Annotated in this window: 23 protein-coding genes and 2 pseudogenes; 9 read left to right on the plus strand and 16 right to left on the minus strand. The window is 72.0% G+C overall.

Features of this window, described 5'->3' with window-relative positions; genetic code table 11:
* Positions 1-10: 10 nt before the first annotated feature.
* From Val02_RS24400 to Val02_RS24410, 3 genes are all read left to right on the plus strand, one after another.
* Positions 11-574: a hypothetical protein gene (locus Val02_RS24400; RefSeq protein ID WP_203901504.1), complete on the plus strand. Its 564-nt coding sequence runs from the start codon at positions 11-13 to the stop codon at positions 572-574.
* Between the two features lie 428 nt (positions 575-1002).
* Positions 1003-2511: a S9 family peptidase gene (locus Val02_RS24405; protein ID WP_239153301.1), complete on the plus strand. Its 1509-nt coding sequence runs from the start codon at positions 1003-1005 to the stop codon at positions 2509-2511.
* Positions 2512-2650: 139 nt separating this feature from the next.
* Positions 2651-4156 carry a hypothetical protein gene (locus tag Val02_RS24410; RefSeq protein WP_203901506.1) on the plus strand — a complete coding sequence of 502 codons (1506 nt, stop codon included), beginning with the start codon at positions 2651-2653 and terminating at the stop codon, positions 4154-4156.
* 67 nt (positions 4157-4223) lie between these two features.
* On the opposite strand, the gene Val02_RS24415 is transcribed toward Val02_RS24410, so the two are convergent.
* The 8 genes and pseudogenes from Val02_RS24415 to Val02_RS24450 form a co-directional block, all read right to left on the minus strand.
* Entirely contained in the window at positions 4224-5243 is a 1020-nt protein-coding gene (locus tag Val02_RS24415; RefSeq protein ID WP_203901507.1) for a hypothetical protein, read from the minus strand.
* A 43-nt stretch (positions 5244-5286) separates the two neighbouring features.
* On the minus strand, positions 5287-7779 hold the full coding sequence (locus tag Val02_RS24420) for an ABC transporter permease (RefSeq protein ID WP_203901508.1): 2493 nt from the start codon (positions 7777-7779) through the stop codon (positions 5287-5289).
* The gene (locus tag Val02_RS24425) at positions 7776-8537 is read right to left on the minus strand and encodes an ABC transporter ATP-binding protein (RefSeq protein ID WP_203901509.1); all 762 of its coding nucleotides are present in this window, start codon (positions 8535-8537) and stop codon (positions 7776-7778) included. Before Val02_RS24425 ends, Val02_RS24420 begins: the two co-directional genes overlap by 4 nt.
* On the minus strand, positions 8534-9493 hold the full coding sequence (locus Val02_RS24430) for a hypothetical protein (protein ID WP_203901510.1): 960 nt from the start codon (positions 9491-9493) through the stop codon (positions 8534-8536). The genes Val02_RS24425 and Val02_RS24430 overlap by 4 nt, the downstream gene beginning before the upstream one ends.
* Positions 9494-9608: 115 nt before the next feature.
* A complete protein-coding gene (locus Val02_RS24435) occupies positions 9609-10268 on the minus strand; it encodes a response regulator (protein WP_203901511.1) in 660 nt (219 codons plus the stop codon).
* On the minus strand, positions 10265-11497 hold the full coding sequence (locus Val02_RS24440; RefSeq protein ID WP_203901512.1) for a sensor histidine kinase: 1233 nt from the start codon (positions 11495-11497) through the stop codon (positions 10265-10267). The genes Val02_RS24435 and Val02_RS24440 overlap by 4 nt, the downstream gene beginning before the upstream one ends.
* 147 nt (positions 11498-11644) lie before the next feature.
* Positions 11645-11797: pseudogene (locus Val02_RS24445) on the minus strand (GNAT family protein); the annotation flags it as partial.
* A gap of 216 nt (positions 11798-12013) precedes the next feature.
* On the minus strand, positions 12014-12469 hold the full coding sequence (locus Val02_RS24450) for an ATP-binding protein (protein WP_203901513.1): 456 nt from the start codon (positions 12467-12469) through the stop codon (positions 12014-12016).
* 165 nt (positions 12470-12634) lie between these two features.
* Here Val02_RS24450 and Val02_RS24455 point away from each other — a divergent pair, with 165 nt between their 5' ends.
* Positions 12635-13060, plus strand: a complete 426-nt coding sequence (locus Val02_RS24455; protein WP_239153303.1) for an STAS domain-containing protein — start codon at positions 12635-12637, stop codon at positions 13058-13060.
* Positions 13061-13070: 10 nt separating this feature from the next.
* Here Val02_RS24455 and Val02_RS24460 read toward each other — a convergent pair whose 3' ends face one another.
* Complete coding sequence (locus Val02_RS24460) at positions 13071-14339, minus strand: PP2C family protein-serine/threonine phosphatase (protein ID WP_239153304.1); 1269 nt, start codon at positions 14337-14339, stop codon at positions 13071-13073.
* 118 nt (positions 14340-14457) lie between these two features.
* Between Val02_RS24460 and Val02_RS24465 the strand changes: the two genes are divergently transcribed.
* A complete protein-coding gene (locus tag Val02_RS24465) occupies positions 14458-16533 on the plus strand; it encodes a heavy metal translocating P-type ATPase (RefSeq protein WP_203901514.1) in 2076 nt (691 codons plus the stop codon).
* Positions 16534-16612: 79 nt separating this feature from the next.
* Here Val02_RS24465 and Val02_RS24470 read toward each other — a convergent pair whose 3' ends face one another.
* Positions 16613-17212, minus strand: a complete 600-nt coding sequence (locus Val02_RS24470) for a TetR/AcrR family transcriptional regulator (RefSeq protein ID WP_203901515.1) — start codon at positions 17210-17212, stop codon at positions 16613-16615.
* 98 nt (positions 17213-17310) lie between these two features.
* Between Val02_RS24470 and Val02_RS24475 the strand changes: the two genes are divergently transcribed.
* Together Val02_RS24475 and Val02_RS24480 are read left to right on the plus strand one after the other, a co-directional pair.
* Entirely contained in the window at positions 17311-17487 is a 177-nt protein-coding gene (locus Val02_RS24475; RefSeq protein ID WP_203901516.1) for a hypothetical protein, read from the plus strand.
* The gene (locus tag Val02_RS24480) at positions 17487-18005 is read left to right on the plus strand and encodes a DUF2269 domain-containing protein (RefSeq protein WP_203901517.1); all 519 of its coding nucleotides are present in this window, start codon (positions 17487-17489) and stop codon (positions 18003-18005) included. The genes Val02_RS24475 and Val02_RS24480 overlap by 1 nt, the downstream gene beginning before the upstream one ends.
* 84 nt (positions 18006-18089) lie before the next feature.
* Here the strand turns inward: Val02_RS24480 and Val02_RS24485 are convergent, their stop codons facing one another.
* The 6 genes from Val02_RS24485 to Val02_RS24510 form a co-directional block, all read right to left on the minus strand.
* Positions 18090-19364 carry an MFS transporter gene (locus Val02_RS24485; RefSeq protein ID WP_203901518.1) on the minus strand — a complete coding sequence of 425 codons (1275 nt, stop codon included), beginning with the start codon at positions 19362-19364 and terminating at the stop codon, positions 18090-18092.
* Positions 19364-20473, minus strand: a complete 1110-nt coding sequence (locus tag Val02_RS24490; protein ID WP_203901519.1) for a PLP-dependent cysteine synthase family protein — start codon at positions 20471-20473, stop codon at positions 19364-19366. The genes Val02_RS24485 and Val02_RS24490 overlap by 1 nt, the downstream gene beginning before the upstream one ends.
* A 57-nt stretch (positions 20474-20530) precedes the next feature.
* Entirely contained in the window at positions 20531-20917 is a 387-nt protein-coding gene (locus tag Val02_RS24495; protein ID WP_203901520.1) for a hypothetical protein, read from the minus strand.
* Between the two features lie 123 nt (positions 20918-21040).
* Entirely contained in the window at positions 21041-21430 is a 390-nt protein-coding gene (locus Val02_RS24500; protein WP_239153305.1) for a hypothetical protein, read from the minus strand.
* A complete protein-coding gene (locus Val02_RS24505) occupies positions 21427-23697 on the minus strand; it encodes a heavy metal translocating P-type ATPase (RefSeq protein WP_203901521.1) in 2271 nt (756 codons plus the stop codon). Before Val02_RS24505 ends, Val02_RS24500 begins: the two co-directional genes overlap by 4 nt.
* Before the next feature lie 9 nt (positions 23698-23706).
* Positions 23707-24696: a DUF8832 domain-containing protein gene (locus Val02_RS24510; protein WP_203901522.1), complete on the minus strand. Its 990-nt coding sequence runs from the start codon at positions 24694-24696 to the stop codon at positions 23707-23709.
* Between the two features lie 117 nt (positions 24697-24813).
* On the opposite strand from Val02_RS24510, the gene Val02_RS24515 reads away from it, so the two are divergent.
* Complete coding sequence (locus tag Val02_RS24515; protein WP_203901543.1) at positions 24814-25113, plus strand: metal-sensitive transcriptional regulator; 300 nt, start codon at positions 24814-24816, stop codon at positions 25111-25113.
* A pseudogene (locus tag Val02_RS24520) lies at positions 25113-26100 on the plus strand (MFS transporter). The gene Val02_RS24515 and the pseudogene Val02_RS24520 overlap by 1 nt, the downstream one beginning before the upstream one ends.
* The last annotated feature ends 101 nt before the right edge of the window (positions 26101-26201 follow it).

Genomic DNA, 26201 nt, shown 5'->3' on the forward strand with positions numbered 1-26201 from the left:
ACGTGGAGTAGTGAAGAGGTTCCTTCTGGTAGTCGCCATCGGGGCGGGTGTTGCGCTGGGGGGCTGTGGGGACGATGAGGCCCCCACCGCCACCGGCACGACCACCCGCCCCGCCGGCGCGTCGGCGACCCGATCCGTTCCGGCCGCCACAGCCGTCGCCCCGAAACTCGGCAATCCGCTGTCCGTCGCCGAGTGGAGCGGCCCCCTGGAGGTGACCGTGCACAGCTACCGGCAACCGCTGCCCACCCCGGCCCCGACCCCGAAGTCCGCCGGCCACCAGTACGCCGCGATCGACGTGCAGGTCTGCAACCGCACCGAGTCACTCGTGCAGATGGTGGGCCCGAAACCGTTCGCGCTGACCTTCGCGAGCCGGGCCCCGCTCGCCCCGTACAACTTCGCCACCGGCGACTTCCCGTCGCCGGCGTTCCCGAAGGAGCACTCACTCGCCGGCGGCGCCTGCGTGCGCGGCTGGATCCCCTTCGACGTCCCCGACGGCCGACCCACGGGGATCCGGTACAGCGAGAGTTCGCAGGCTCCCGGTGGCGGGAAGGCATACACCTGGCCCGTCGGTTGAGTGCCACCTAAAGTAGTGCGGTGCGGCCCGGCGATCTCGCGAAAATCCGATCTCCGGACACGCCGGCGCTCTCTCCGGACGGTTCCCACATCGTGTTCGCCCTCAGCTTCATCGATCTGCGGGCGGACGGGTACCGATCGCAGCTCTGGACGGTGCCGAGCGTCGGTACCGCGGGGCCGAGGAAGCTGACGGATGGCCCGTCCGACACGGAGCCCGCCTTTTCGCCGGACGGACGATGGTTGGCGTTCTGCCGGGCCGTCGGTGGCGGTGCGCCCCAGCTGTGGGTCATGCCCGCCGGTGGGGGAGCGGCCCGATGCCTGACCGACACGGCACTCGGTGTTTCCGCTCCGTTCTGGAGTCCGGATTCGTCGTTGATCACTTTCCGGGCCAGGGTTCCGGAACCCGGCCGCTACGGGACAGTGGAGGGCGTGGGTCCGGAGCGTGAGGGCCCGCGGCGGATCACCTCCCTCGCGTACCGCGAAGACGGCCTGGGATATTTCCGGGATCGGCCGGCGCATGTCTTCGTCGTCGACCCTCATGTCGAACTCCCCTCACCGGTACAGATCTCACGCGGCCCTTACGACCACGGGCGCGCCACGTTCAGCCCGGACTCGAAACGGTTGGCCTTCGTCGCGGCCCGACACGAACGCGCGGGCGAAGACCTTCGTGTCGACGTCTGGACCTGCGCGGTCGACGGCTCGGACCTGCGCGCGTTGACCGCTGGCGGCCTGCGCGCCAGGACGGTGCAGTTCACGCCCGACGGCAGGAACGTCTGCTTCGTGGCGAAAGAGGTCGTCGACGAAGCACCGTCGTTCCGCTCGTACGGCGTCTGGCTGGCTCCGTCCGACGGATCGGCCGGTCCTCGGGAGCTCACCGACCCGGCGGACACCCATGTGCTCCCGTGGGCCACCGAACCGATCGCGGCGGTGGCCGATGGCGTCGTGTACGCGAACGAGCGCCGCGGTGCGGTCGAACTGCTGCTGGCCCCGTACGACGGAACCACGCCGCGGACGCTCATCGGCGGAAGGCGGCAGGTGTACGGGTTCGCGGCCGGTCGTGACCTGACGATGCTGGTCGCCGGCGTCGGCAGCGACACCTGTTCCGGTGAACTGGTGGTGAAAGCCGCGGGGAACGACGAGCGAAGGGTGACGGATTTCGGTGCGTCGCTGCGCGGCATCCGATTGGCACCGATGGAGGAGATCACCGCGACGGCTCCCGACGGCTACCCCGTACACGGGTGGACCGTGCGTCCGGCCGGCGCGGGGCCGCACCCGGTGCTCCTGCTGATTCACGGTGGACCGCACGTGCAGTTCGGATGGGAGCTCTTCGACGAGGCCCAGGTCTACGCCGCATCCGGATACGCCGTGGTGATGGGCAACCCGCGCGGCTCGTCCGGTTACGGAAGAGCACACGGGCAGGCCGCCGCACGGGATTGGGGTACCGCCTCGGTGGCGCCCGACCTGCTTTCCCTCCTGGACGAGGCGCTGCTCGACGGCGACCTTGACGCGGGCCGGATCGCGGTGATGGGCGGCTCCTACGGCGGGCTGATGACGGCGTGGCTCGCCGCGCACCACGGCAGCCGCTTCAAGACGGCGATCGCGGAGCGCGGCACCTACTCGTTCGACAGCTTCGCCGCCACCGCCGATCACGGCTGGGAGATAGCGTATGACCTGGATCCGAGTCGATGGGCCGGCTGCAGTCCACTGACGTACGCCGACCGAATCAGGATCCCGACGCTGATCATCCACTCCGAGCAGGACCTGACCTGCCCGTTGGAGCAGGCGCAACGGCTGTTCTCCGCTCTGAAGCGGGCGGGGACTCCGGTCGAGTTCGTCATCTTCCCGGGCGAGGGGCACGGCCTGTCCCGATCGGGCCTACCGAGTCATCGACTCGCGCGGTTCGATGTGATTCTCGAATGGCTGGCGCGTCGTCTCTGACGGACCGCGGCCTTTCCGACCCGGACCGTCCCTTGTGGACGATCGGCGAATTGTCGCCGCGTACGGGCTGAAGAGTGGTCGATGGGGTATGGCACGGCACGGGACAGGTTCATCCGGACCGCCCTTTGAAGGGAGAACCGTGCACACACCAGCTTCGCTCCCCACCGATCGCCTTGCCCGAGTACCGCTGAGCCGGCAGGCGTTCCTCCGACTGGCCCTCGCCGGCACCGCGGCCGGCGTTCTCACCGGCACCCGGCCGGAAGCCGCCGCTGCCGCCGCCGCGACACCCGCACCACAGCTCGGTATCGCGCCGGGCAACGACGCCCGCACCAATCGCGACAACCTCGTACGGGCGTTGACCAACTCCACCGCGTCGGTGTTCTTTCCGCCGGGGGACTATCGCCTCGACAACAGCGCCGCGGCCAACGACGGTCGTTCGGCTCTGCTGATCGAGAACTTCGCCGGCACGTTGGAGATGCAGAACGGGGCCGCCGACAGCACACCCACCGCCCGACTGGTGTTCACCGATCCGCGCCAGGGCGGCCTGTACCTGCACTATGCCCGCTACAGTCCCGGTGCGACGCTCATCGGGGTCCACGCCACGTACGCGGCCCTGCCGACGATCCGCGAGGAACACTCGAAGGGGAACATCACCTTCGACAACGCGATCAGCCCCACCGTGCGGCGGCTCAACGTGCGCGGCTCGACCGGTGGCGGCCTCGTGTTCTGGGTCTGCCGCACCCCGTCCGTCGATGACGCCGTCGTCGCCGACACGATGGCCGACGGCGTGCACTTCGCCAACTGCCAGGACGGCTACGGCAACAACATCAGGTGCAAGAACACCGGCGACGACGGCATCTCGTTCGTCAGCTACACCGGCGGCCCCGCCAACACCGGCGGCCTCCTCACCAACTCCTCGGTGACGGATTCCCGGACGCGTGGCATCACCGTCATCGGCCAGAGCGACGTGACCGTCGACCACTTCGGGGTCAACTGGAGCGCCGTCGCCGGGCTGCTGGTCGACCGGGACGGATACGCCGACCGCACGCCGCGAAACGTGGTGTTCCAGAACGGATTCGTCTATCACGGCGGCGGGGTCACCATCCCGGCGAACCCCACCAACCGCTACGGCATCGAACTCGCCGACGGCGACGAGGTCCGCCTGCACCACATCACCGTGCGGGACTCCCACAGCCGGGCGCTCACCAGCACCGCCACCGGCACCGTTCGGATCAGCCGGCTCGCCATCGAGAACGCCGGCAAGTCCGGCGTCAACCTCACCAACGGGCGCCACTACATCACCGACGTCGACGGCGAGCCGGGAATCACGGTCACCGGCAGCGACAACGCCGGCTTCGTCATGACCGGCAGCGAACTGCTCCGCTACGACACCATCGTGGTCGCCGACGCGTCCCGGACCGACAACCTGCGCCGCGCGTTCGACTTCAACGGCAACAAAGACATCCAGGGCGGCACGCTGAGAGTCATCGACGACAAGAACCCGGCCACCGGGTACATCGTCGGAGCCTACGGCGCGAACACCGGCCACCTGGGCCGCATCGAACACCGGGCGCCGCACCCGCCGGCCGGCGTTCCCCGGGTGCAGAACCAGTCCGGCTCCTCCCTCACCTACGTCCTGGCCTGACGCGAAGCCGGTGCGGCCCTCCGACGGGGCCGCACCGGGCACCCGCGCCCGCCGGGGATCCGCCCGGTCAGGCGGGCTCGAAACTCGACGGCAGGTCGGGAAGTGAACCGCCGCCCCACGTGGCGAGCTCCTCGGGCAGCCAGGACGTCACGATGCCGAGCAGTTCGACCGTGTCGAGCGCTTCCGCGTCCGGATCCTGGTGGTCACCCGCCTGCTCCAGGAAGACCAGCGCGTCGCGACCCTGGATCTCCCACGACAGCAGCCCCGAGTCGACCATCGCGTTCACGACGTCCGCCGTCACCAGCGCCTGAGCCAGTTGCGGCACCGCGGTGTCTACCCCGACCTCGACGCCGTCGCCGTCGCGTCGAACCGATAGCCGGATGTGCGGCAGGGCCACCTCGAGATGCACGGCGCAGATGGTGATACGCCGTTGCTGCCAAGCCTTCGCGGGCGCGTGCGGCACCGCTACGTAGGCGTCGGCGATCGTGAAGCGGTCCTCCTCGTGCACACCCGACACCACCGCGAACGCCTCCCGCAGCGTCGGCTTGGCAGGCGCGTTCATCGATGCGGCGAGCGACTCGAACGGCGCCGCCCGCGGCGGGTCCAACGTCCACCGCGTGGTGAGGGACGGCAACTCCTTACGTATCGACAGATCCCGCTCCGCCGCGAATCGCTGCCGGCGGGCGACGATCCGGTTCTTCTCGATCGTGCGCAGTCCCGTCGGAACGGCGTAGTACAGCGCGGTGAGCAACAGGTACGCGACGACCGCGACCGGCCACGGCACCCACTGGACCGTCCAGCCCGCGAAGAGCGCCGCCGCCAGACCGAGGAACGCCGGCGTGTGGCCCTGAAGGGACGTCCCGTTGGCGGCGTGCCGCCCGGTCCACACGTGACCCCGCGGGGTCTCCGCCCTGTTCAGTCCCATGGCGAACAGGAGGTTCACCCCGCCCAGCACCAGCACCACGAAGGCGCTGATCAGGCTGGCTCGCGCCCAGTCGCCCCCGCCGTCGTCGACGAGCTTGAACCACAGGCCGACCACCGCGGCGAACATGACCGCGGGCAGGCAACCCCAACCGCTGTATGCCATCAACGTCCGATCTCCTTGTCGATGAGGGTTTCCGGGTGATGGATCATTCGCGCGCGGCGACCAGACCGGCCGGCCGGTGCCGGAGCAGGAAAGCGGCCGGGATCGTGCTGGCCAGCAACGCCGTCACCAGGCAGCCGAGCACGATCGCCCCGAGCTGGCCCCACGGCGCGTCCACCTCCACCGACGGCGCCGCCCCGCTGAGCCCGTTCCGCGTCGCCAGAACGGTGACCGCGGTGACCACCGTCGCCAGCAGCGCGCCGACCCCGGTCACCAGCACGGCCTCCACCCCGATCAGCCGGATCACCTGACCCGGCGTGGTGCCGCCGAGCCGCAGCAGGGCCAGTTCGCGGGCCCGGTCCCGGGTCGCCATGACGAGGGTGTTGGCGATCGCGATTCCGGTGTACAGCAACGCCATGCCGATGACGGCGATGGTCCCGAGCCGGTTGGTGCGGTCGCGTCGCGCGGACGCGGCCGACAGGTATTGCGCGGTGCGGATCAGGGCCCCGCCGCCGGCGGCCGCCACCGCCGCCACCGGACCGGGATCGGCGCCGGGCGCCAGCCGCACGTACACCGCGTCGGCGAGCGAGCGCGTGTGCGCGTCGCGCAGGGCCCACGGCAGCAGGACCGTCTCGTCGAGGTCGAGCTGCTCGGGGAGGACCGCGACCACCCGCAGGCGTACCGGCGTCGAGTCGCCGAGCCACAGTTCCGCCGTCTCGCCGAGCCGCCAGGTCCCGCTCGGCACGGCGGCGGTGTCGGTACCGGTCAGGTCGGCCAGGCTGCCGGCGACCACCGGCAGGTCGAACACCGCGGCGAGGTCGGGGCCGTGGACGTACCGCCCGGTCCAGTCCTTGGGTTCGTCGCTCTCGCGTACGTAGACCGGTGTCTCGGTGACGGGCACGGCGGCGCCGACGCCGGGCACCGTCCGCAGGGCCGCGACGGTGGAGTCGGCGATCCCTTCAGCAGCCGTGGGAACGACCGTCGCCTCCGCCGCGATCCGTTCCCGGGCGGCGCTGTCGGTAGCCGTGGCCAGGGTGGCGAACGCCGCCATCGTGGAGCCCGCGATGCCGACCGTGACGAGGATCGGCGCCGCGGTGGCGGCCGTCCGGCGCACGGCGGTACGCGCGCCGTGTCCGGCCAGTACGCCGATCGGCCCCAGCAGCGCGCCGAACGGCGCGGCGAGCAGCCACACCAGCGGCGGGACGAACAGCGGTGCGAACATCGCGCAGGCGGTGATCAGGAACATCGCCGCGACGATGGCGAGCGCGACGGTGTTGTCCGAACCGGCGTCGGGGAAGACGGCGAGAATCGGCAGCGTCGCGGCGATCGCGCCGAGGCCGACCAGCCAGCGGGCGGGTGTCATCGCACGCCGGTCCAGCGCGGCCTCGCGCAGCGCCTCGATCGGCCGGACCAGACCGGCCCGCCGCGCGGCGAGATACACGCCGGTCAGCGCCACCAGCAGCCCGCTGCCGAAAGCCGCCGCCACCGGCCAGAAGATGAAGTGCGCGGTGAACGTCGGCGGCGCGAACCCGCTGTCGACCAGCCACCGCGCGAACCTGGGCGCCAGCGCCGCACCCGCCGCGGCACCGACCCCGGCGGCGAACGTTCCCACCAGAAGCGCCTCGACGAGCACCGTCCAGCGCACCTGGCGCGGGGTGGCGCCGGCGGCCCGCAGCAGGCCGAACTCCCGGCGCCTCGCCGCGACGGCGTACGTGAACGTGCCGGCCACCACGAAGATGGACACGAACCCGGCCATGCCACAGCTCGCCGCCAGCAGCGCGATCGTCTCGGTGAGCTGCTGGCTGTCCGGGTACGGCTCGGCACCACGCCGGCCCGCACCGACGAGCACCCGGACGCCGCCGTCCCCGCCGACGACGGCCCGGACCCGTTCGGCCAGCGCCGCGGCCGACCCGCCCGCCTTCGCGGTCAACGCGATCGCGGAAACCTTGCCACCGGCAAGTTCCGCGGCAACTCCGTCCACTGTGTACAGCGCGGCCTGGGCCGGGCTGCGCACCACCCCGCTGACCGTGAACGGCATCGGACCCCGGGCGGTCGACACGGTGATCCGGTCGCCGGGGCGGTGCGCGGTGGGCGCGCTGAGCACGATGTCGGTACGTGCCTCGGGCGGCCCACCGGCGACCCACGTGTAGGCGTGCAGTCCCGCCGCCGACCACGGGTGGGCGGTGTCGCCGGGCGCGCCGGCGGTGGCCGCGTACCCCGCGTGGTCCACCACGACGGTGGCGTCCACAGTGGACAACCGGGCCGGCAGGTCCGCCGGGAGCGGCCGGATCTCGGGCGTGCGCACCGACGCGGTTTCCCGGTCCTCGCCGGAGCCGGTGGTGACACTGGCCTCGTTGGCACCCGCGACGACGACGTCCGCCCCGGTGTACCACCGCGTGGGGCCGTCGCCGGCGCCGACCGTGCTGGCGAGGGTGAGCGCCATCATCGTCAGCAGGGTCACGCCCAACGCGAGCGCGATGAACGTGCCGACCAGGCCCGACAGGTGGGCCCGCATCGTCTGCCAGGCGACCGCGATCACCACACACCTCCGCTGCTCTCCAGATGCGCCATCCGCTCGGCCACGGCGCGGGGCGTCGGATCGTCGAGTTCGCCGGCCACCCGGCCGTCGGCGAGGAACACCACCCGGTCGGCATAGGAGGTCACGTACGGGTCGTGGGTCACCATGATGATCGTCTGACCGCCGCTGTCGACCATCCGCCGCAGCAGGACGAGCACCTCCCGCCCGGTCGTCGAGTCCAGCGCGCCGGTCGGTTCGTCGGCGAACAGCACGGCCGGACGGGTGACCAGCGCCCGGGCGATCGCCACCCGTTGCTGCTGCCCGCCGGACAGCTCCGCGGGCCGGTGCCGGGCCCGGTCGGCCAGCCCGACCGACTCCAGCACCGCCCGGATCTCCCGCCGCTGCGGCCGCTTCCCGGCCAGGCGCAGGGGCAGCGCCACGTTCAGCTCGGCGGTCAACGACGGCAGCAGGTTGAACGACTGGAACACGAAGCCGATCCGGTCCCGCCGCAGCTTCGTCAGTTGGGTCTCGCTGAGCTTGCCGAGCGCCGTGCCGGCGAGTTCGATCTCCCCGGAGGACGGCCGGTCGAGCCCCGCCGCGCAGTGCAGCAGCGTCGACTTGCCCGATCCGGACGGACCCATCACGGCGGTGAACCGGCCCCGGCCGAACTCCAGCGTCACCCCGTCGAGTGCGTTCACGACCGCCGACCGTGTGCCGTACGCCTTACGGACGTCGCGCAGGGCGACCGCCGCGGCGGTCTGCGGAAGGGTGGCGGTCATCGCCCGGCCCACCCGGTGCCGATGCGCACCGATGCGCGCAGGGGTGCCGGCGCGGACGCCTCGGCGGTGCCGGTTCGGCGGCCGGGCAGGAGGGCGAACGCCGTGACCGCCACGGTGGCCACGGCGATCGCGCCGCCGACGAGCAGCAGCGACATCGCCACGGTGGGCGCGTAGGGGGCCCGGCCGGCGTACGCGGTCGCCGCCACGGCGCCGAAGACCGCCGCGAAACCGAGCGCCGCCGCGAGCATGGCCAGCCCGCCCTGGCGCGGCCGCAGCCGTCCCGCGTCCAGCCCGATCGCCAGTAACGCCAGGATCTGTATGCCGTGCAGGCCAACGGCGTGCGCCAGCTTGGCGCTGCCGGCCGCGCCGAAGAGAATGTCGGCGGGCACTTGGCCGGTGGCGTCGAACGCGGCCTCGCCGATCGCCGCCATGTCCTTGCCGATCGCGCCCGCCGCGAGCACGGCCGCGAGGCCGGTCACGGCCGCGATCCGAGACGCGATACTTCCGGGGAACCGCGCCAGCACGGCGACGGTCAGCCACGCGACCCCGAGCGTCAACGGCAGGATCAGCGTGCCGATCGCGCTCCAGATCCCCGCGTCGACCGGCGTCGTGTCGTTGAAGTGCGAGGCGACACCGCGCCAACGCTGCATCGTGATGAGCCCGACCTCGACCGTTCCGCAGAACGCCACGATCCCGGCCGGCACCCGCACCCACCACCGCTGCGGTGCCTGCCGCAGGATCCAGACCAACGACCAGAACAGCAGACCCATCGAGAACCCGAACGCGACCGGCTTGCGCCAGGACACCGGTCCCCACCACGACCCACCGTCCACGGCGGCCACCACCAGGTGCGCCGCACCGGAGAAGACCAACAGCGTGCCGGCCCACCAGACCGACCGCTGGAACGCACCCACCGGGCGGACCGCCCGCCACACCATGCCCAGCAACGCTTTCATGCCCGTTCCCTCCCTGGAAGCTGGGCACGACGCTATGGACGCGGGAGGCGCGGAACGTCCCTCCACAGAGGACTCGACGCGTACCCCAGCTGGGGTAGCGGGCCCAGGGGAGCGGTCAGGGTGCCATCAGGCCGGCGCGGTACGCCAGCACCACCGCCTGCGCCCGGTCCCGCGCGTCGATCTTCTGCAGGATCCGCTTCACGTGCGTCTTCGCGGTCGACTCGGCGATGACGAGCAGGTCGGCGATCTGCTCGTTGGAGAGTCCCTCGGCGATCAGCCGCAGCACCTGGATCTCCCGCGAGGTCAACCGTTCCAGCCGGGACCGCTCGGGTGAGCCGGTGTCGGGCGCGCCCCCGCGGACGAAATGCTCCACCAGCGATCGGGTGACCGACGGATCCAGCAGGGTGTCGCCGCCGGCCACGGTACGTACCGCGTCGATGAGCCGCTCCGGCGAGGCGCGCTTGAGCAGGAACCCGCTCGCCCCGGCGCGCAGGGCCCGCCACACGAAGTCGTCGTTGGGAAAAGTGGTCAGCACCAACACCTTCGTCGCCAGCCCGGCCGCGACGATCCGCCCCGTCGCCTCGATGCCGTCGACCCCGGGCATTCGCACGTCCATCAGCGCGACGTCCGGCGCGAGCGAACGGCTCAGTTCGACGGCCGAGAGCCCGTCCGCCGCCTGGCCGACGACCTCGATGTCCGGCGCGCTGCCCAGTACCACCGCGACGCCGGTCCGCAGCAACGCGTCGTCGTCGGCCAGCAGCACCCGTACGGTCATGCCGTCGCCTCGGCCTCGACGGCCCGGTCGGGATCTCCCGACACGGACATCGGGAGGGTGGCCCGCAGCGTGAAGCCGGCGCCCGGGTCGCGACCGTGCTCCACCGTCCCGCCGAAGACCCCGACCCGCTCGGTGATGCCCAGCAGCCCGCGATTGGGGCGATAGCCCGGCGCTGGCCCACGCCCGTCGTCGTGCACCGTCACGACGAGCGCACCGTCGCGGACCCGGATGACCACGTCGGCGCTGCGCGCCCGGCCGTGCTTGACGGCGTTGGTGAGGGCCTCCTGGACGATCCGGTACGCCGACAGCTCCAGGGTGCGCGGCAGTCCGCGCGCCGCGGGTTCGATGTCGACGCGTACGGTCATCCCGGCGTCCACCAGTGGCCCCACGACCGCGTCGAGGTCGTCCAGGCCGGGCTCGGGATCGTCGTCGGAACGCAGGACTCCGAGGACCCGGTCGAGTTCGACGAGGGCGCTGCGGCCGGTGCGTTCGACGCCGGCGAGCATCTCCCGGGCGCGTTCCGGATCGGTGTCGAGCACCATGCGGCCGGCGCCGGCCTGGACCAGCATGGCGTTGACGGTGTGTCCGATGACGTCGTGCAGTTCGCGGGCGATGCGGACGCGTTCGTTGATGATGGCTTCCCGGCGCATCAGCCGGCGGTGCGCCTCCATCTGCTCCCGCCGCCGGGCGAAGCTGTACCCGACCGCCCACGCCAGCAGCCACACGAACAGGACCCCGACCGGCGCGGTCTCGGAGGCCCCGGTCTCGGTCGAGAAGTAGGCCAGCACACCGGGCAGCAGGACCACCGGCCCGACGAGAGCCTTGCGGCGGCTGGCGTAGAGGCCCAGCGAGTACAGGCCGATGAGGTTCACGTACGAGGTGACCTGGCCCGGACCGATCCACAGCGACTCGACGATCAACCCGGCCGAACCGACGAGATACGACGCCAGCGGTGCCCGGCGCCGCGCGATCAGGCTGCCCGCGATCAGCACGCTCAGAACCAGGCTCGCCAGGAACCGATCGCCCAACCGGTCCGCCTCGGCGATCCGTATGGCCACCATCGGGACCAGTAACACGATGGCCAGCGCCACCTCGACGCCGAGCCGCGGCAGGCCGCCGAACCGCGCCCCGAACGCCAGCACCGCGTCCGAGGCACGCGTCCGGACGGCCCCGCCGGCACGGGTGAACGCGGCACGGAGCGCCGCGGCACGGCGCGGATCGTCAGCCACGAGGCCACCCCACCACGACACCCCGCCGGCGATCAATACTCGCCGGCGAACCCGGCCGGCCACGGCACCCGCGGCACGGCGTTTCGGTGCCCGCGTCGGAAGGGCCATCGTGGTCGCCGGCCGACTGTCCTCAGTGGACGGACCGGCTCAGCGCGTCGTTGCCGGAGTGATCGCACCGAGGAACGGCATCCGTCGCCGCAGCGCGAATCCGAGCTGTTCGTAGAACGGCGTCTCGGCCCGGGCGCGGATCCCGGCGGCGACGGCGCGCACCAGGCGGGAGGCGTAGCCCCGGTCGCGATGTCGGCCCCGGACCGCGGCGAGTGGTCGGCCAGGCCGACGAAGGGTGCCACGTCGGGCCGAGGTGCTCCTCCTTCACGATGCGGCATCGGCGAGCGCGGCGCCACCACGGGCGGTGTCCACTGTGGAGCGAGGGTGTGCGGAGTACCTGACGGAGCCGCCGAGTGTGCGGCACTACCGCGACGCGCCCGTCCCGCGGGAAGGCGGGGCAGACGCGCGTTACCGCCGGGGCAACGGCACGGTCATGCGAAGCAGCACATGGTCGGGCGCCGTCGGAACGAATTCCGCACGCTCCGCCAGCGCGGTGATCAAGGGCAGGCCGCGGCCGCTCAGTTGGGTCGGCTCGGGGCGTTGCGCCGGTAGTGTGACGCCGTCGGGGACGTGGCCGCAGTTGCCGACCTCCAGCACGCACCTGCCGTCCTCCACCGCGACGTGAAGGTCGATGGTGTCGGCGTCGCCGTGCCGGACGGCGTTGGAGCACGCCTCCGTGACGAGGACCGACACGTCGCCGCGGACCTTCGTGTCGGCGGTGACCAGGCTCAGCAGGCCGTCGAGCAGGCGTCGCGCTTCGCGCACCGACGAGGGCCGTCGGGGCAGGACCGCCGTCAGGGTCAGCCGCATCAGCGGGACTCCCGACTGCGGGTCGCGGTCCGGCAATGGCACGTCGAGGGTCACCGCCGGCGCCTACCCTAGCCGGAGCACGCAAAACGACATGGGACGTTGCAGGCACAGACCCGGGTCGCGCGGCGCGCCGGAACGTCGGGCCTGGTGGCCCTTCGCGTGTTGAATTGTGCCGGTCGCGGCCGTCTTCGGCGTTTGTGATGAACAACAAGCGGGCACGTGAGCGTTCATACCGGCGGTGTGGCGGGCAACGCCGGCGACCGGTGTGCGGGAGTGCGGAGGTGCGGTGTGGAGCTGTCGTTGACGACGCGGCCGGGTCGTGGCTGCACCGTCATCCGGTTGTCCGGCGTGGTGGACCTGGCGACCGAACCGGAGCTTCGGGCGTCGTTGGAGCGGGAGCTGCGGGACGGCGTTCGCCACGTCGTGCTGGACCTCGCCGAGGTGCGGCTCATCGACTCCACCGCGCTGGGCACGATCGTGTCGTTCCACAAGCGGTTGCGGGAACGGGCCGGGCAGCTGTGTCTGGTGGGGGTGCAGCCGCTGGTGTTCCGCGTTCTGGAGCTGACCTCGGTGGATCGTCTGGTGGGCCTCTACGACAGCGTCGAGGCGGCCGAGGATGATCTGGCCGCCGCCCGGGAGCGTTGAGCGGAGTCGCTCAGTCGGCCAGGGGCGGGCTGGCGCGTGCCTCGTCGGCGCCGGAGGTGCTGTGCCGCGGCTGCCCGTGCCCGCCGTACCAGTCGATGATCAGCAGGGTGGCGTCGTCGTCCAGGACGGGGCCGGCGACCCGCAGGACCGCGTCGGCCAGGGCGCGGGTCGCCTCCCGGGGGTGCAGGCCGGCGGCGCGTCGTAGTTCGGCGTCGAGGTCGAGGGCGGCCGCGCGGCGTTCGCGCATCCCGTCCGTGACGACCACCAGCCGGTCGCCGGGCCGCAGCGTCACCGTCCCGCCGTGGAACGTCGAGTCGGGCAGCATCCCGATCGGGAAGTTGCGCGGAAGTCCCAACGGCTCCGTCGCACCGTCCCGCACGAGCAGCGGCAGCAGGTGCCCGGCGTTGACCATTTCACACGCACCGGTGGTCAGGTCGATCCGGCCGAGTATCGCGGTGATGAACGTATTGGCGGTCCCGGCGTACTCGGTGAGCGCGGCGTTGGCGGCGAGGGCCTGTTCGGTCAGGCTCTGTCCGCGGCGGCGGCTGTTGCGCAGGCTGCCCACGCCGAGCGTGGCGGTCAGGGCGCTGGCCACGCCGTGGCCCATCGCGTCGGTGACGCTGAAGTGCAGGAGGTCGCGGGCCAGCGAGTAGTCGAAGGTGTCCCCGCCGATGCTGGCCGCCGGTTCCAGCCAGCCCGACAGGGTGAACGCGCCGGCCTCGCAGGTGAACGCCGCGGGCAGCAGCCGGCGCTGGATCTCCGCCGACAGGTTGAACGGCGTGGTGCGCTGCCCCCACTCGAACAGGTCGGTGTGCCGCCGGTTGGCGATCACCACGAACGCCAGCAGGTGCGCGGTGCGGGCGATCTCGTCCAGGGCGCGCGGGTCCGGCTCCTCCGGCAGGGTCAGCTCCAGCAGTCCGATCGCCTCGCCGCGTTCGGTGACCGGCGCCCACACCGTCCATTCCCCGTCGCCGGCGAGGACCTGCGGGGTCTGCCCGCGCAGCGCCTGCTCGGGCGGCCCACCGTCGAACGGCACCACGGTGGCCACCTCGTCGCCGCTGCGGCGGGCGGACCGGTCGTCGGGGCCGGCGTCGCCGAGCGGTACGTACGCCAGCCGGACCAGCGCCCGCCCGCTCAGATCGGCGATCAGGAACGACACCGTCCGGGCGTGCAGGGCGGCACCGAGTTCCCGGGTGACCGCCTCGACGGCGTCCACCGGTGGTGCGTCCTCGGCCGCGCTCAGCACGGCGGTCAGCATCGACACCTCGCTACGGTCCACCCCCGGGAGGATACGGATCCGTCCGCGGTGTTGTCCGAGCCGGTTGAGACCGGACCTCGCGCACACTGGCCGGGGGATACCCCCAGGGGGTATGGTGAGGGCTCTGGAGGTGGTCCCCATGGCGCCACAGCACCCGCATACGGTCGCCGAACATCACTCGCATCACGTCGATGGCTCGCACGGTGCCCACGGCGGGCACGACAAACACGCCGGTCACGATCCGGAGCAGTTCCGGCGCAAGTTCTGGTGGAGTCTCGCCCTCACGGTGCCGATCGTGGCGACCAGTCACATGGTCATGGACTGGTTCGGCTACACCCTCGATTTCCCGGGGATGTCCTGGGTCGGTCCGGTCCTCGGGTCGGTCGTGTTCTTCTACGGCGGCTGGCCGTTCCTCGTCGGCGGCGTGCGCGAGGTCCGGGACCGGGCGCCGGGCATGATGCTGCTGATCTCGATGGCGATCACCGTCGCCTACGTCGCGTCGGCGGCCACCAGCGTCGGCCTCTTCGACCTGGACTTCTGGTGGGAGCTCGCCGCCCTGGTCACGATCATGCTGCTCGGTCACTGGCAGGAGATGAAGGCCATCGGGCAGGCGCAGGGCGCGCTCGCCGCACTGGCGGCGCTCCTGCCGGACGAGGCCGAACGCGTCACCGCGGACGGCGTGGAACACGTCCACGTCGGTGATCTGCGGGTCGGTGACGTGGTGCTGGTGCGCTCCGGTGGCCGGGTTCCGGCCGACGGCCGCATCGTGGACGGCGCCGCGGAACTCGACGAGTCGATGATCACCGGCGAGTCGCGGCCGGTGTCGCGCGGGGTGGGGGACCGGGTGGTGGCCGGCACCGTGGCGACGGACTCCGCGCTGCGGGTGCGGGTGGAGGCCGTCGGTGAGGACACCGCGCTGGCCGGCATCGGGCGCCTCGTCGCGCAGGCGCAGGCGTCGAGCGGCCGCGCGCAGGTGCTCGCGGACCGGTTCGCCGCGATGCTGTTCTACATCGCCACGGCCGCCGCGCTCGTGACGTTCGTGACCTGGTGGGCGCTGGGCGACCTCGACCAGTCGGTCGTGCGGACGGTGACGGTTCTGGTGATCGCCTGCCCGCACGCGCTCGGGCTGGCCATCCCGCTGGTGATCGCGCTGTCGACGGCGGTGTCGGCAAAGGCGGGGATCCTGGTCAAGGACCGGCTGGCGCTGGAACGGATGCGAACCGTCGACGCCGTGCTGTTCGACAAGACCGGCACCCTGACCAAGGGCGAGCACACCGTCAACGGCGTCGCGGCGGTCGCCGGGCACACCGAGGAGGACCTGCTGCGCATCGGCGGCGCGGTGGAGGCCGACAGCGAGCATCCGTTGGCCAAGGCGATCGTCGCGGCCGCCCGTGACCGCGGGCCGGTCGCCACCGCGCACGACTTCCGCTCCCTGACCGGCCGCGGCGTCCAGGCGGTCGTGGACGGTGTGACGTACGCGGTCGGTGGGCCGGCGCTGCTGCGCGAGCGTGGCGTGACGGTGCCGGACGAACTGACCCCGAAGGCGCGGGAGTGGTCCCGGCGCGGTGCGGCGGTCCTGCACCTGCTCCGGCTCTCCGACGACGCGCGCCCGCAGGTGCTGGGTGCGTTCGCGCTGGAGGACCAGATCCGCCCGGAGGCCCGGGAGGCCGTCGCGCAGCTCCGGGACCAGGGCGTGGGCAAGATCGTCATGATCACCGGTGACGCCCGTCCGGTGGCCGAGGCCGTCGCCGCGGACCTGGGGTTCCGGCCCGGCGTCGACGAGGTCTTCGCCGAGGTCCTGCCGGCGGACAAGGACAGGACCGTCGCCGACCTGCAGGCCCGCGGCCTCGTCGTGGCGATGGTGGGGGACGGCGTGAACGACGCGCCGGCGCTTGCCCGGGCCGATGTCGGACTCGCCATCGGCGCCGGTACCGACGTGGCGATCGAGTCGGCGGGCGTCGTCCTCGCCTCGTCCGACCCGCGCGGGGTCACCGGCGTCATCCGGTTGTCCCGCGCCTCCTACCGCAAGATGATCCAGAACCTGGCGTGGGCCGCCGGCTACAACGTCGTGGCGATCCCGCTCGCGGCCGGCGTCCTGGCCTGGGCCGGAGTCACCCTGAGCCCGGCCGTCGGGGCGGTGCTGATGTCGGCCTCGACGATCGTTGTCGCCGCGAACGCCCAACTCCTGCGCCGCGTGCGGCTGAGCCCGCAGTAGCGGCGCCCCAGGGGTAGGCCCGGCCGGTCGACACCGGCCGGGCCGCGGCCGTCCCGACGGGACCGCTACCTCGCGGCGGTCAGCTGTCCGCGGGGCGGTGCAGGGCGGACAGAGTGAGCTCAACGAGTCGGGCCCGGGCCGCCGGGGTGCCCGGCAGGTCCGCGGCGGCGCCCATGGCGTGCGAGGCGAAGGTGGCGAGGTCGGCGGCACGCACGTCGGTGCGGACATGACCCGCCCCGGCGGCCGCCTCGATGACCTCCGTCAGCAGGGCGTGCAGCCGGTGGCGGGCCTTGTGCAGGTGTTCGGCACGATGCAGCGAAACGGCCGGATCGGCGCCGTGAACGGCCGTTCCGTGCTGGTGCCTGCCGCCGGACAGGTCGGCCAGCGTGCGGAGCACCCTCCGCAGCCGCTCGGCGGGTTCGGCGGCCGCGGCGGCCGCCTCCGTGAGCTGGGCGAGGTGCTCGCTGACCTGCCGTTCGTGCCAGGCGAGGACGATCGCCTCCACGTCGGGAAAGTACTTGTACAGGGTGGCCCGGCCGATCCCGACCTCGGCGGCGATCTGCGACATCGTCACCCCGGCCAGCCCGTGCTCGCCGACCAGCGCCGCCACCGTGTCGAGGATCGCGGCGTGCACCGTGCGCCGGTGCTCGTCGATCGTCGCGTTCCACAGCCTGGGCACGCGTCCACCATACACATCGCCTCTGCTGTGACAGTATGTCTTGCATAAATACACTCTGTCTTGCAAAGTGGTGGACGGTCGAACGGGAGGAGCGGGTCATGACCGGATCGTCGCCGGGTGGCGGCACGCCCCGCTGGGTGAAGGCGTTCGCGATCGTCGGCGCGGTGCTGGTGGTGCTGATCGTCGTGGCGCTTCTGGCCGGGCACGGGCCGGGCCGGCATGCGAGCCACGGCACGGGCGCCCCCGCGCCGGCCGCGGGCGCACCGCCGTGGTGATGCGCCCGCGGACGCGGAAGCTGCTGCTCGTTCTGCACGTCGGGGTGTCGGTCGGGTGGCTCGGCGCCGTCGTCGCATCCCTTGCCGTGGGTCTGCTCGGGCTGCTCGCCACCGACGCGACGCTGGTGCGCGGCGCCTACCTGATCCTCGAACCCGTCGGGTGGTCGACGCTGGTGCCGTTCAGCGTGGCGAGCCTGCTCACCGGTCTCGTGCAGTCCCTCGCCGGCACATGGGGACTGGCGCGGCACTACTGGGTGGTGTTCAAGCTGCTGATGAACGTGCTCGCCACGGCGATCCTGCTGCTGTACATGCGAACGCTCGGCACGCTCGCCGCATCGGCCGCCGACCCGGACACCGGCCCGGCCGGGTTGCGCACCGCGTCGCCGGTTCTCCATGCCGCCGGGGCGATCGGACTGCTCGTCGTCGCGCTGGTCCTGTCGGTGTACAAGCCCCGCGGACTGACCGGCTACGGCCGGCGCCTCCAGAGCCGGCACACCGCACCGGTAGAGACCACATGACCGATCCCTGGACGGCGGGCGGGGCGGTCCGGCGAGGGCCGATGCCCCGCAAAGGGGAAGCCCACGCCGGACCGACCCACCGCTCTACCGGCTTCCCGCCGCCAAGGCCGGCTCTTCGACGGTGCGCGCCTCCAGCAGGCCCCGCCGCGACAGCTGCCGTACGGCCACGGCGCACGCCACACCCACCACGACGAAACCGAGCCACGACACCGCTGCCGCGGCCCCGCCGCGACCCGCGTCGAAAGCCGCCCCGGCGACCAGGTTCCCGATCGCGATGGCCGCTCCGCACACCGTCTGGTACACGCCGTAGTGAGTGGCTACCCGGTGCCCGCCGGACAACGCCACGATCGTGTCCATCTCGAAGGGATACGCGATCATGGTTGCCACGGCGATCAACAGGCCGGCCGTCACCGCGCTCGCGACGAGACCCGGTGGCCACGACCCGGCTGTCGCAGGAACGGCGAACGCGGCCGCGAGCAGTGCCAGACCCCGGACCAGGGACTGCGGCGGTGTCCACCGCTGCCGGCACCATGCGGTGACCTTCATCTGTGCGAGCACGGACAGCAGCCCGGACGCCGCGAACATCACCGCGACTGCCGCCGACTCCTCGGCCGGGTCAGCGCTTCCCCGGCGGATGGCCAGCGGCAGCGCCAGGTACACCTGGAACGACAGCACGTACGAGCCGGCCATGGCCGCCGTGAACAGCATGAACGATCTGTTGGACAGCACCTGCCGCCACGACCGGGTCACGTCGGCCACCACGCCGCCGTCGCCGGCCCCGACCGTGCGCCGGGGAGGTAGGGCCCGCCACTGCACCACGGTCAACACCGCGAAGACCGCCGCGGCACTGAGGCAGGTCAGGCGAAAGTCGACCGTCGTCAGCGCCAGTCCGACCACCGGACCGAGCAGGATGCCGGCCTGATAGAAGACGTTGAACGCGGCGAACGCCTCCACCCGTCTCGGCCCGGCGTCGGCCGCCAGATACGCCCGCACGGCGGGGTTGAACAACGCCCCGGCCACTCCGGTGGCCGCCGCTCCGGCGATCAACGCGGGCACCGAGTCGACGAGGCCGAGGAGTACGAAGCCGACGGTGCGCAGCCCGCACCCCGCCAGAATCATCGGCTTGTATCCCCACCGGTCGGCGAGGCTCCCGCCGACCGCGAACATGCCCTGCTGGCTGAAGTTGCGTACCCCCAGGATGAGACCGACCAGCCAGCTCGCGAGGAGCAGCTTCGCGGACAGGTGGTTCGCCAGGTACGGCATCAACATGTAGAAGCCGAGGTTGATGCCGAACTGATTGATCATCAGCAGCTTCGCGGGACGCCCGAAGGAACGAAACTGAACCCACCGCTGACCCATCAGGCGTTGTCCCCGGTCGGGTCGATGACCCGTGTGCAGCGGGTCCATCGACGGACCTCACGGACCGGATCGTCGATCTCGTCCGGTTCGGTGGGCGGGTCGCCGTCGAGCAGCCCATGGCGGCCGCAGAAGTCGTCGTCGAAGACGGTGTTCCAGTAGCGCTGCGGTCCGTCAGGGAAAACCGTGGCGATCCGGGTGCCCGGAGGTAGGGTCCGCGCCAGCCAGGAACTCACGACAGTGACCGCACCGACGCTCCAGCCGCCGGAGACGTAGCCGTGCGCCGCGAGTTGCCGGCACGCCCACACCGATTCGGCCGCACCGACCCAGTGCACCTCACTGAACCAGTCGTAGCGCACGTTGCGCGGATAGATGCTGCTGCCCAGGCCCCGCATCAGGCGGGAACGTGCGGGCTGGCCGAAGATCGTGGATCCGACGGTGTCCACGCCGACGAGGCGGGCGTGCGGAAAGTACTCCCTGATCGGTGCGAAGATTCCGGCCGAGTGCCCGCCGGTACCGACGCTGCACACCAGTACGTCGACGCGGCCCAACTGGGCCACCAGTTCCAATCCCAAGCCCTCGTAGGCCGCGACGTTGTCGGGATTGTGGTACTGGTCGGGACACCAGGCGGTCGGATCGCCGTTCAGGACGGTTTGCACCCGGTCACGACGCGCCTGTTGCCAGCCGCCGGTCGGATGCGGCTGCGTGACGACGTCGACGTCGGCGCCCGAGGCGGTGAGCAGCCGATGCACGATCGGCTCCATGCCCGGATCGGTGACCAGTGTCAACGGATGACCGAAGTTCCTGGCTGCCAACGACAGGCCGAGGCCGAGGGTGCCGCTGGTGGACTCGACGATCCGCGCTCCGGGCAGGAGATCGCCCCGCTGTCGTGCGCGGGCGACCATGTGCAGCGCGGGACGGTCCTTGATGCCGCCCGGATTGAACCCTTCGAGTTTGGCCCAGAAGCCGACATCGGGATCGTTGAACGGAGCGCCGACCCAGAGGGTGGGGGTATTGCCCACCAGGTCGGTCGGCGACTGATGCACGCCGGTCGGATACCCGAGCAACTGCGCCGGGCCGGGCAACGGGCGTGCGGCAGTGGTAGAACGCATGCATACCTCTCATGGCGGAGAGCGACTGAAACGACGGCGATCGGTACTCGCCGTCGATCAGTTCCGCGCCACGCACATGACGATCAATCTCTGGCGCCCGGATAACGGCCGGCCGTAGGCGTTCGGCGGCTCCGCGACCGTTTCCCGCCTGATATCCACGGTGAGGGCGTCGACGACCGAGGCGGAGTCCTGCACATCGACGTGCACAGCGGTGCGATGGTCGATCGCGGGTCCGGAGGAGCACTCGGCCGTTGCGTGATCGTGGTGATGGTGCGAGCGGTCGTGATCGACGAACCAGCCTGTCGCGATCGAAGCCGCACCGGTGCCATCGACCGGTCCCGACACCTGAACATGCGAGATGCACAGCAGCAGCGCAACGATCGCGAGGCATGCGGCTGCCGGGGTCCACTGGTGCTCTCGCCTGAGAATCCGGCGGAGCTCCACCGAACGAGGGTACCAAGCCGAACGAACGTCCGATCACGAGCCCGTCCGAACGGTCGACGGGGCCGGCGGTGAGACTCTGGCCCCGCCGGCCGGCGACTCATGATCATGCCGATCGACGTCGCGCTACTCGCCCGGTGCGACGGTCCTGTCGGACGGGGCCTCCTGTCGACGGTCGGCCAACCGTGCCGGTAGCCGCGCCGCGCCGGGCCCGCCGGCAGCGGTCCACGAGACGAGTTCCTCGACCAGGCCGGTATCCAGGACCTCGCCGAACCAGGTGACCCGTCCGCCGAGGCGGCGGCCGGCCGTGGACGGGCGGACGACGACGGTGTTGCTGTTGTCGCAGTTGTTGAGACAGTCGGTGACCCGCACCGTCAGTTCGCCTGCCTCCTGCGCTCGGTGCAGTCGCGCGAGGTGCGCCTCGTGGTCGGTGTCGGGGTGCTTGGCGACGGTGCCGCAGCAGCAGCCGCGGCAGACCAGCACCGCGGGCACGTCCGGCGGTGGCGCGTCGGTCATGCCGTGCCCCGCTGCGAGCGGAAGCCGCGCAGTCGCAGGCTGTTGGACACGACGAAGACCGACGAGAACGCCATCGCCGCGCCGGCCAGCATCGGATTCAGTAAGCCGGCCGCGGCGAGCGGGAGCGCGGCGACGTTGTAGGCGAACGCCCAGAAGAGATTGCTCTTGATGATGCGCAGGGTGCGGCGGGACAGGCGGATCGCGTCGACGGCGGCGAGCAGGTCGCCACGGACCAGCGTCAGGTCGGAGGCCTCGATCGCGACGTCTGTGCCGGTGCCCATGGCGAGACCGAGATCGGCCTGCGCCAGCGCGGCGGCGTCATTGACGCCGTCGCCGACCATCGCGACGACCCTACCCTCGGCCTGGAGGCGCTTGACGACGTCGACCTTGTCGGCGGGCAGCACATCGGCGACGACGTCGCTGATCCCGACCTCGTCGGCGACGGCCCGGGCGACGGTGCCGTTGTCGCCGGTGAGCAGGACCGGGGTCAGCCCGAGCGCTTTCAGCGCGGCGACCGCCTGCCGGCTGGTCGGCTTGACCGCGTCCGCCACGGTGAGCAGCCCGCGGCCCTGCCCGTCCCATCCGGCGAGGATCGCCGTCCGACCGGCGCGTTCCGCCGCGGCCTGGGCGTCGCGAAGCTCCTGCGGAATCCGCAGTCCGGTGTCGAGCATCAGCTTGGCCCGTCCCACGACGACGTTGCGGCCGTCCACGTCGCCGCGGACACCGAGCCCTTCGGTGCTGCTGAACCCGTTCACCGGCGGCAGGGCGCCGAATCGGTCCGCCGCCGCGGCCGCGACGGCCCGGGCGACGGGGTGTTCCGAGGCGGCTTCGACAGCTCCGGCGATGCGGAGAACCTCATCGGCGTCCTCGTCGCCGGCCGCGGTGACGTCGAGCAGGGTCATCCGGCCGGTGGTGACGGTGCCGGTCTTGTCGAGGACGACGGTGTCGACGCGCTTGGTCGACTCGAGTGCCTCCGGGCCCTTGATGAGGATGCCCAGTTGAGCGCCGCGGCCGGTGCCGACCAGCAGCGCGGTCGGGGTGGCCAGGCCGAGGGCGCAGGGGCAGGCGATGATGAGAACGGCGACAGCGGCGGTGAACGCGGCGGTCAGCCCGTCGCCGGTACCGATCCAGTAACCGAGCGTCGCCACCGCAAGGGCGATGACGATCGGCACGAAGACGCCGGAGATGCGGTCGGCGAGGCGCTGGACAGCGGCTTTGCCGGTCTGCGCCTGTTCGACCAGCTTTGCCGTCTGGGCGAGTCGGGTGTCGGCGCCGACGCGGGTGGCGCGCACGACGAGACGACCACCGGCGTTGACGGTGGCCCCGACGACCGGGCTGTCGGGCCCGACCTCGACGGGCACGGACTCGCCGGTGAGCATGGCTTCGTCGACGGCGGAGGTGCCCTCGACCACGACGCCGTCGGTGGCGATCTTTTCCCCCGGTCGAACGACGAAGCGGTCCCCGACGCTGAGCTGCTCGACCGGGATCCGGGTCTCCACCCCGTTGCGCAGGACCGCGACCTCTTTCGCGCCGAGTTCCAGCAGGGCGCGCAGGGCCGCACCGGCGCGGCGCTTGGAGCGGGCCTCGAAGTACCGGCCGGCGAGGATGAACAGCGTGACGCCGGCGGCGGCCTCGAGGTAGATGTTGTCGGCGCCGTCGCTGCGTTCGATGGTGAACTCGAACGGATGGGTCATGCCCGGAGTGCCGGCCGAGCCGAGGAACAGCGCCCACAGCGACCACCCGAACGCCGCCAGCGTGCCCATCGACACGAGGGTGTCCATGGTGGCAGCACCGTGGCGCAGGTTTGTCCAGGCGGCCCGATGGAACGGCGCGCCGCCGTAGACGACGACCGGCCCGGCGAGCGCCAGCGAGGCCCACTGCCAGAAGTCGAACTGCCACGCGGGAACCATGGCCAGCGCGATCACCGGCACGGTCAACACCAGGGACACCCACAGGCGGGTGCGGAGCCCGTGCAGTTCGTCGATCGTCGCGCCGTCGGACCGCTCCGCGTCGCCGGTGCCGGGCGGCGGCGGCAGAACGGCTGTGTAGCCGGTCCGCTCGACGGTCGCCACCAGGTCCTGCGGGCTGACGTCGCCGGAGAACGTGACGGTCGCCTTCTCCGTGGCGTAGTTGACGGTGGCGCTGACGCCGTCCATGCGGTTGAGCTTCTTCTCGATCCGCGACGCGCAGGAGGCGCACGTCATGCCGCCGATGGCCAGTTCGATCCGGTGCGGTGCGGCGATCAGCGGCCGGGTGCCGGGTGCCATGACGTGTCCCTAACTGTGCGAGTGGCCGGGATCGCCGTGCCCCGTGCCGGACGGCGCGGGCGTGGGCGCCGGCGACGCGGGGCCGGCCGGAACGGGCGCGCTGCCGGCGACGGCGGTGAACTCGGCGGTGCGTACGGTGCCGTTGTGCTGGAAGTCCAGGAAGAGCCGGTAGCTGCCGGCGGTCGGGACCTCGGCGTGGAAGGTGACCTGCGGGCCTGCCGCGGTGCGCCCGTCACCCGGCGCGCCGTCGGGGTGGACGTGCAGATACGCCAGGTCTCCCTCGCGCAGGGCCACCAGGTGCCCGTACGCGCCGAGGTACGGCTGGAGGTCGGTCACCGGCGCACCGTTGAGGGAGACCGCCAGAGTGAGCCTCGACGCGGTCCCGGGGGTCAGGTCGCCGGTGAGGGTGACGGTGTAGCCGTCCACGGTCGTGGTCCGTTGCGCCTCCGGTAGCGCCCGGGGCCGGTAGTCGCCGGCGACCGGGATGTCGGCGCCGAGCGTGAGTCCGTCGGCGCGACCGGCGGGTATGAAGTCGGCGAAGATCCGGTACTGCCCGGCGTCGGCGATCGACACCGGCACCGACCAGATGCCGTTCGCGTCGAGCTGGGGGTGCAGGTGCTGGTACCCGGCCAGGTCGCGGCGCACGACGATGAGGTGCAGGTCCTTGTCGTGGCTGGTGGTGTAGCGGGTGACCGGTACGTTGTCCGGCCCGAGGATGTGGAACCGCAACGGTTGGGCCGTGCCGGTGCTCAGCGCGGGAGTGAGCGGGACCAGGCGGTAGCCGTCCTGAGCGACCTGCAGGCCGCCGGGCGGTTTCGGGGTGCCGCTCTGCGGCTGTTCGTCGTGACCGGCGGCATCGGGTCGTGCACCGTGGCCGTCGTCGGTGTGAGCGGCCGGTGCGGACCCGGTGGGGCCGGCCAGGTTGCCGACCCCGACCGCCGCGGTGAAGACGGCCGCCAGCCCGAGCGCGTAGGCGCCGAGCTTGAGCGGTGTGCGCATGACTACCTCGCTGCGAGTTCGTGGCCGGCCTCGTCGACCGGCCGGGTCCGATTCACCATACCGGTACCCCCCTGGGGTATCAAGTGAGGGTGGCCATACCCCTGGGGGGTTCGGTAGATTGGACCGGTGACCACACCGACCCGCGGCTACAGCGCCACGAAGGACCAGCTGCAGAGCCGCCTCAAGCGCATCGAGGGCCAGGTGCGCGGGGTGGAGAAGATGGTCGACGACGATCGGTACTGCATCGACGTGCTGACGCAGATCAGCGCGATCCAGGCGGCGTTGGACAAGGTCGCGCTCGGGCTGCTGGACGACCACGCCCGGCATTGCATGCGCCACGGTGCCGACGAGGGCAAGGGCGAGGAAATGGCGACCGAGATGATGGCCGCCGTCGGCCGCCTCATGCGTCGAGGTTGATGAGCGCCGGGGGCGAGGACGCCGCCGGTACGGTTCGCGCCGACGCCCCGCGTGCACGGCGGGCGGGGGCCGACGACGGTGCCGGGCGGGCGTGGCGGGTGGTCGTCGGGTTCGGCGTGGTGAGCCTCGCCGCGGACATGGTCTACGAGGGCTCACGGCGGTGTGCGTGCCGCTGCTGGCCGTCACGCCGGTGCTGGGCGGGGCCGGACTGGTTGTCGCGGCGGTGCTGATCCTCGCCGAGCGGTTCGGGAAGGCGATCCGCAGTCCGGCCAAGTCGGCGCTGCTGGCCGATACCGCCGGCCGGGTCGGTATGGGGCGTGGGCTCGGCGTGCACAAGGCGTTGGACCAGATCGGCGCGTTCGCCGGGCCGTTGCTGGTCGCTGCCGTCGTCGCGGCGGCGGGTGCGCTCTGGCCGGGGCTGGCCGTGCTGACGGTTCCGGCGGTCGCGGCGGTGCTGCTCCTGGTCGGGATCCGGCGCCGGGCGCGGGGTCTGCCGCCGGCTTCCGGCGCGATGCCGTCGGCCGGGCCGGTCGCCGGTCGGGGTGCGCTGCCGCGTCGGTTCCACTGGTTCGCGGCGGTGATGGCGTCGTGCACGGCGGGGCTGGTGACGTTCGGGCTGATCGGGTTCCATCTCGTCCGTACGGAGGTGGTCGCGACGGCGCGCCGCTGCTGTTCGGCGACGTGCTGCCGGCGGCGGTGGCGGGGGTGCTGGTGTGGGGCGCGGCCGTGGGGTTGCAGGACTCGACGGTCAAGGCGCTGGTCGCCGATCTGGTGCCGCGGGAGCGCCGGGCCACCGCGTACGGCGTCTTCGCCGCGGTGCAGGGTGCCGGCGCGCTCGTCGGGGGAGTCGCGGCCGGGTTCCTCTACGACCGGTCGGTGGCGGGCCTGATCGCGGCCGTCGCCCTGACGCAGGCGGTCGCTCTGGCCATGGTGATCGGTGTGCTGGCGTCGAGGTGCCCGGCGGGCGACGGGTCACGGCCCGGGTAGTCGGGCGGCCCGTCGGGTGAGGTAGCGCTGTTCGGGCAGGTTGTCCGTCATGCGGGCGGCACGCAGGTAGCACTCGCGGGCGGCTTCCCGCTCGCCGGCCC

It is taken from the genome of Virgisporangium aliadipatigenens (genome assembly GCF_016863615.1).
GTDB lineage: Bacteria > Actinomycetota > Actinomycetes > Mycobacteriales > Micromonosporaceae > Virgisporangium > Virgisporangium aliadipatigenens.